The organism is Streptomyces sp. SM11, from assembly GCF_002910905.1.
Lineage (GTDB): Bacteria > Actinomycetota > Actinomycetes > Streptomycetales > Streptomycetaceae > Streptomyces.
In genome coordinates, this window is the sequence record NZ_NEUE01000211.1 from 1 (window position 1) to 6,026 (window position 6,026).

At 69.3% G+C, this 6,026-nt stretch carries 5 protein-coding genes; 1 reads left to right on the forward strand and 4 read right to left on the reverse strand.

Annotated features, from left to right (window positions below; translation table 11 throughout):
* The 3 genes from B9S58_RS20540 to B9S58_RS20550 form a co-directional block, all read right to left on the reverse strand.
* The coding region (locus B9S58_RS20540) for a DUF2637 domain-containing protein (RefSeq protein ID WP_146063543.1) at positions 1 to 687 on the reverse strand (687 nt) is incomplete at its 3' end.
* Positions 688 to 1,004: 317 nt separating this feature from the next.
* On the reverse strand, positions 1,005 to 1,862 hold the full coding sequence (locus tag B9S58_RS20545) for a DUF3558 domain-containing protein (protein ID WP_103533576.1): 858 nt from the start codon (positions 1,860 to 1,862) through the stop codon (positions 1,005 to 1,007).
* A 190-nt stretch (positions 1,863 to 2,052) separates the two neighbouring features.
* Positions 2,053 to 2,943: a hypothetical protein gene (locus tag B9S58_RS20550; RefSeq protein WP_103533577.1), complete on the reverse strand. Its 891-nt coding sequence runs from the start codon at positions 2,941 to 2,943 to the stop codon at positions 2,053 to 2,055.
* 172 nt (positions 2,944 to 3,115) lie between these two features.
* Between B9S58_RS20550 and B9S58_RS20555 the strand changes: the two genes are divergently transcribed.
* The gene (locus B9S58_RS20555) at positions 3,116 to 4,309 is read left to right on the forward strand and encodes an RtcB family protein (protein WP_103533578.1); all 1,194 of its coding nucleotides are present in this window, start codon (positions 3,116 to 3,118) and stop codon (positions 4,307 to 4,309) included.
* Between the two features lie 232 nt (positions 4,310 to 4,541).
* Here B9S58_RS20555 and B9S58_RS20560 read toward each other — a convergent pair whose 3' ends face one another.
* Positions 4,542 to 5,756 (reverse strand): IS110 family transposase, encoded by a 1,215-nt coding sequence (locus tag B9S58_RS20560; protein WP_103533579.1) that lies wholly within the window; start codon positions 5,754 to 5,756, stop codon positions 4,542 to 4,544.
* Positions 5,757 to 6,026 lie beyond the last annotated feature (270 nt).

A 6,026-nucleotide genomic window follows, 5' to 3' on the forward strand; every position in this document is an offset into this window, starting at 1 on the left:
TTCGATTCCGGCGGCGGCGAGCCCGGCCGGGGCGGTCTCGGCGAGCGGTACGCCGTACTTCGCCAGCCGCAGCGGCATCATCGACTCGACCGGGGCCTTGCGCCGCCAGCTGCGGCCGAAGCGGGCCTGGAGGCGGGCCTGGTAGATCAGCCGGTCCTGTTCGAGCTTGATGACCTGTTCGTAGCTGCGCAGCTCCCACAGCTTCATCCGCCGCCACAGCTTGAACGTGGGGACGGGGGAGAGCAGCCAGCGGGTGAGGCGGACGCCTTCCATGTGCTTGTCGGCGGTGATGTCCGCGATCCGGCCGACCGCGTGCCGGGCGGCCTCGACGGAGACGACGAACAGTACCGGGATCACCGCGTGCATCGCGGTGCCCAGCGGGTCGGGCCAGGAGGCGGCGCCGTTGAACGCGATGGTCGCGGCGGTCAGCAGCCATGCCGTCTGGCGCAGCAGCGGGAACGGGATCCGCATCCAGGTGAGCAGGAGGTCCAGGGCGAGCAGGACGCAGATGCCCGCGTCGATGCCGATGGGGAAGACCAGGGAGAACCTCCCGAAGCCCTTCTCCTCCGCGAGCTCGCGCACGGCGGCGTAGGAACCCGCGAAACCGATCGCGGCGATGAGCACCGCACCGGCGATGACGACCCCGATGAGTATGCGGTGCGTGCGTGTCAGCTGCATTGCGGCCACGCGCGATCCCCTCCCCGACCTCTGTACCCCGACCCGACTTCTCCGCCCGGCCTTGTTGTTCAGCGTTCTTGAGCGATTTTCAGCCGGACATCCGACGTCCGGCGATGGCACAGCCTGGCACATGTGTGCGAGTTCCGTTGCGCGGGGAGGTGCCAAGGGCTCCTGTCCGGGCGTCGCCGGAGACCGCCGGAACGTGCGGAACCCGGCCCTCGGGGAGGGCCGGGTCGCGGAAAGGCGGTGCCGGGCGGGGCTGTTCGCGTCCTGCCGGTCCTGTGGACCTCAGGTCGCGTCGTGGGTGCGGGCACCCGGGCGGATCGTCAGCTCGACTTGGACTTCGGCTTCGCAGCGGACTTGGGGCTGTCCTGGTCGCTGCCCTTGGCCGCGTCCTTCTTGCCGTCCTCGGCGTCGTCCTTCGTGTCGTCCTTGGCCGGGGGTGTGACCTTGGCGTCGGAGGTGTCGGCGACGGCGGCGACCGCTTCCTTCGCAGCCTTCTGGGCGCCCTTGACGATGTCCGAGGACGAGGGCGTCTTGGCACCCGCGTAGCCCGCGCCGTTGTACGTCAGGGTGACGACGACGTTGCCCGTGCGCGCCACGACCGTGGCGTACGCGAAGTCCTCGTCCGTCTTGTTGAGGCCGTAGGTGACGAGGGTGGCCGCCTCGCCGATGCCGGCGGCGGGCTCCGCGGCGATCTTCTCGGCGCCCTCGGTGGCCTTCGCCTTGGTGACCTGCTTCGCGTAGTCGTCGGTGGCGCGCTTGGCGCCGCTGCCCAGCGACTGGTCCGAGTCGAACCGGGTGAAGCCGACGTCCAGCCAGCGGTACTGCGAGCCCTTGACACCCTTGTCGTCCAGGCCGTTCCAGGAGCAGCTGCTGCGGGCCGCCAGGTCGTTGGACCGGCCGGCCGTGCCGTTCTTCTTCTTGGCCTCGGGCACCAGGTCCTCGATCGTCTTCTTCGTGATCGAGCCGCACGGGTCGGGCAGATCGGTGAACCTGGCCGGCTCGACGGCGGGCGCCGAGGGCTTGGCGCTGGAGGCGCCGGACGACGAGGAGCCCGCGTTCTTCTTGCCGTCGGAGCCGGAGCCGGAGTCGGAGTCCGACGAGCAGCCGGCGGCTACGAGCATCACCGGAACGGCGGCGCAGGCGAGGATGCGGGACAGGCGCGGGGCTGATCGGTGCATGGTTCCTTCACTCGGATGGCACGGAACTCTCGGAGCTGGAGGTCTCGGTTCGTGCGGTGTGCGGGCGGGCTCGTAGCGGGTCGGTACGTCTTCCGGACTGCCACGGTACGACGGGCGGGGGCCGGCTCGTGCCGCCGCCGAGGGCCCCCGGCGACCGGAATCCGGCCGGAGGGGGCCCGGCGGGCGGCGTCTATTCGCTGAGCGCCTCGGCCAGCTTCCGGGCCAGTGCCTGGGCCTTCTCCTGGAGTTCCCTGCCGTCGGGCACCTGGGTGACGAGGGCCGGCTGCTCGGCGTACCGGACGGTCACGACCACATTCGATGTGCGGAATACCACGCTCACTGTCCGGTGCTGTGCGGTGGAACCTGCCCGAGTGGGCAGATCCTGCAGAAATGCGGCATCTCCGAGGTTGTCGAGCAAACGCGAGGGGAGGGCGTCTTCCGCGCTGCTGCTGCCGCTGTTGCCTCCGCCGGGGCCTCCGGAGGGCGAGGCGGTGGACGAGGGGTCCGCCGAGGCCGTGGCGTCCCCCGCCGCGTCCTCGGGCTCCCCCTCCTCGCCGGAGCCCTCGCCCTTCCCCTCGCCCTTCCCCTTGCTCTTCTCCTGCTCGCCCGGGGTCCCGGTGTTCTTCTCCGCGTCCGGCCCGGGGGTCGCCGAGGACGACAGGCCTGCGGCCCTCTCCTTCTTCGCGTACACCGTGTCGGCGCGGTCGTCGTCGCTGACCGCGGGGTCGTACGAGACGACGCGTTCGAAGCCGATGGAGAGGCTGCGCGTGGCGCCCGGCGCGTTGGACTTCCAGCTGCAGCCGACCTTGCGGTCGGTGTCGTACGTGACGGACGCCGTCCCCCGGAACACCTTCTCCTGCTGGTCCCCCGGCAGTTCCGCGGCACCGGGCAGCAGATCCTTGAGTGTTCCGCGCGGCACGGTACGGCAGGGGGCGGGCAGGGTCTTGTACTTGCCCGGGGGCGCGGGGGTGACCGTCGGGCTGCCCGCCTTGCTGTCGGCGCCGTTCGCGCTGCTGTCGGCGCCGGCGCTACAGCCGACGACGAGCGCTGCGAGAAGCGCGGCGCCGGGTACGTACGCCATGTGTCGCACCGTCCCAGGCTCCCTTCGGTACGGAAAACGGGTTGCCGCCCGGAGGCGGCCGATGGACACAATGTGTATCGCACGCGCCGCTGTGAATGCCGGTCGGCCGATGGGTTTGCCGATCTTGGCACCGGTTTTGCGCTTTCAGTCTTTTCGGGGGAATCGAGGAGTTATGTCGTACGTAGAGGTACCGGGAGCGAAGGTTCCCATCCGGATGTGGGCGGACCCCGCGTCGGTCGAGGACGGCGCGATGCAGCAGCTGCGCAACGTCTCCACGCTGCCGTGGATCAAGGGTCTGGCCGTCATGCCGGACGTCCACTTCGGCAAGGGGGCGACGGTCGGTTCGGTGATCGCGATGCAGGGCGCGGTGTGCCCGGCCGCGGTGGGGGTGGACATCGGCTGCGGGATGTCCGCCGTCAGAACGTCCCTCACCGCGAACGATCTTCCCGGTGACCTGTCACGGCTGCGCTCCAAGATCGAGCAGGCCATTCCGGTCGGCCGGGGGATGCACGGCGACGCGGTGGACCCGGGGAAGCTGCACGGGTTCCCGACGACGGGATGGGACGACTTCTGGGGGCGGTTCGGGGGGATCGCCGATGCGGTCAAGTTCCGTCAGGAACGCGCCACGAAGCAGATGGGAACGCTCGGATCGGGCAACCACATGATCGAGTTCTGCCTCGACGGTGATGGTGCCGTGTGGCTGATGCTGCATTCGGGCTCCCGCAACATCGGCAAGGAGCTCGCCGAGCACCACATCGGCATCGCGCAGAAGCTTCCGCACAATCAGAGCCTCGTCGACCGGGACCTGGCCGTCTTCATCTCGGAGACCCCGCAGATGGCCGCCTACCGGAACGATCTGTACTGGGCGCAGGAGTACGCCAAGTACAACCGCGCGATCATGATGGCGCTCTTCAAGGACGTGGTCCGCAAGGAGTTCAAGAAGGCGAAGCCGGTCTTCGAGCAGGAGATCTCCTGCCACCACAACTACGTGGCGGAGGAGCGGTACGACGGAGCGGACCTGCTGGTCACCCGCAAGGGAGCGATCCGCGCCGGCTCCGGCGAGTACGGGATCATTCCCGGATCGATGGGCACCAGCTCGTACATCGTGAAGGGCCTGGGCAACGAGAAGGCGTTCAACTCGGCCTCCCACGGAGCCGGTCGCCGGATGAGCCGGAACGCGGCCAAGCGCCGCTTCACGGTGCGTGACCTGGAGGAGCAGACACGCGGTGTGGAGTGCCGCAAGGACTCCGGCGTTCTGGACGAGATCCCGGCCGCGTACAAGCCGATCGAGCAGGTCATGGAGCAGCAGCGGGACCTGGTCGAGGTCGTGGCGAAGCTCAGGCAGGTCATCTGCGTCAAGGGCTGAGGTGAGGGGCGTCGCCGACGACGGTGTCCTCGTCCGGTGTCTCCGGGCCCTGGGAGACGCCGTCGAGCGTGCGGAACTCCTGTGCCACCGGCCTCTTCGCGCACCGCTCCTTCGTGGGCTCTCCGGCCGGTACGGCGGTCGGGGGCTTTCTTCCTGACACGGCGTGGCCGGGGGGGTGTCTCTATGTCCTTCGTCAAGGACGTGGTGTCTGGTATGGGGCTATTTGGGGTGGTCATGCGGTGAGGGTGACGGTGGGGGTTCTGGATTCGTAGAAGGTGCCGTCGCGGAGCATGGCGAAGAGGACGCTGATGCGCTGCCGGGCAAGGCGGAGGAGTGCCTGGGTGTGGGTTTTGCCGCGGGCTCTTTGCCGGTCGTAGTAGGTGCGGGAGGCGGCGTCGGCGTTCATGCAGGCGAAGGCGGAGAGGAACATGGCGCGTTTGAGCTGCCGGTTTCCGCCTCGTGGTGCGTGTTCGCCGTGGATCGAGGTCCCCGAGGATCTGGTTGTCGGGGCGAGGCCGGCGTAGGAGGCGAGGTGGGCGGCGCTGGGGAAACCGGTGCCGTCTCCGACGGTGACCAGCAGGACTGCGGCGGTCCTGACTCCGACTCCCGGCATCGAGGTCAGGACCGGGTGAAGAGGGTGGGCCTCCAGCAGGCTGTTGATCTGCGCTTCGAGTGCCCGGCGCTGGTCGTGGACGGCTGCGAGGGAGGCGGCCAGGGACGGGATCACGATGTCGAGGGTGCCCGTGCCGGGAACGATGACGGTCTGTTCGTCGAGAGCGTCGAAGACATCGTCGATCAGCCGCGCGGCCATCCGCGGGGCTTTCGGGCGGATGAGTTCGACGAGTCTGCGGCGGCCGGCTTTCCGCAGAGCGGCCGGGGATCCGTGGCGCTCGAGGAGCCAGGTGACCGCAGGGTGGTCCAGCCGGGGCCCGAGCACGCGCTCCAGCGACGGGTGAAACTGGGTGAGGAGCCCGCGTATCCGGTTGCTGGTGCGGGTCGCCTCGGCCGCGAGGTCCTGGTCGAAGCCAGTCAACACCGTGAGCTCGGCGGTGATCTCGTCGGTCAGCTCCAGCGAACGCAGAGTGTGGGGCATCGTCCGGGCGGCGTCCGCGATCACCGCCGCGTCCTTCGCGTCCGTTTTCGCCTCGCCCGGATACAGATCAGCGATCCGTCGCATGGCAAGCCCGGGCAGGTAGGCGACCTCGCAGCCCGCGTCGCGGGCCACGGTCAGGGGCAGAGCGCCGATGGACGCTGGCTGGTCCACGATGACCAGGACCGTGCCGAACTTGGCCTTGAGCTTGTCGAAGACCGCCCGCAGCTTCGGCTCGCTGTTGGGCATCGGCTTGTCGAAGACCTTCTTCCCGGCCGGGGTGAGCCCGTGGCCGTGGTGGGCGGTCTTGCCGACGTCCATCCCGAGGAAGACGCCCACGCCTTCGATGTCGAACATCGCACCCTCTCCAGGTCGTTGACCGTGCCGGCCTCGGCGGTGGCACCGTGCTCGCGCATCCACGTTATGCAGACCTGCCGCCCGCGAACTGCCCGGCATTGCGCCGGATCGGGCGGTAGCCGGGTCTCTCATCAGCGTCTCCGACGGCACCTGCCGGGCCCGGCGACACCACCCCCCAGGTCATCCGATCGACAGAGGGGACACAGTCATACCGGCCCCGGAGGCCAGCGGCCCCATTGCAGGACCGCGAAAAACATAACGGGGGGGGCG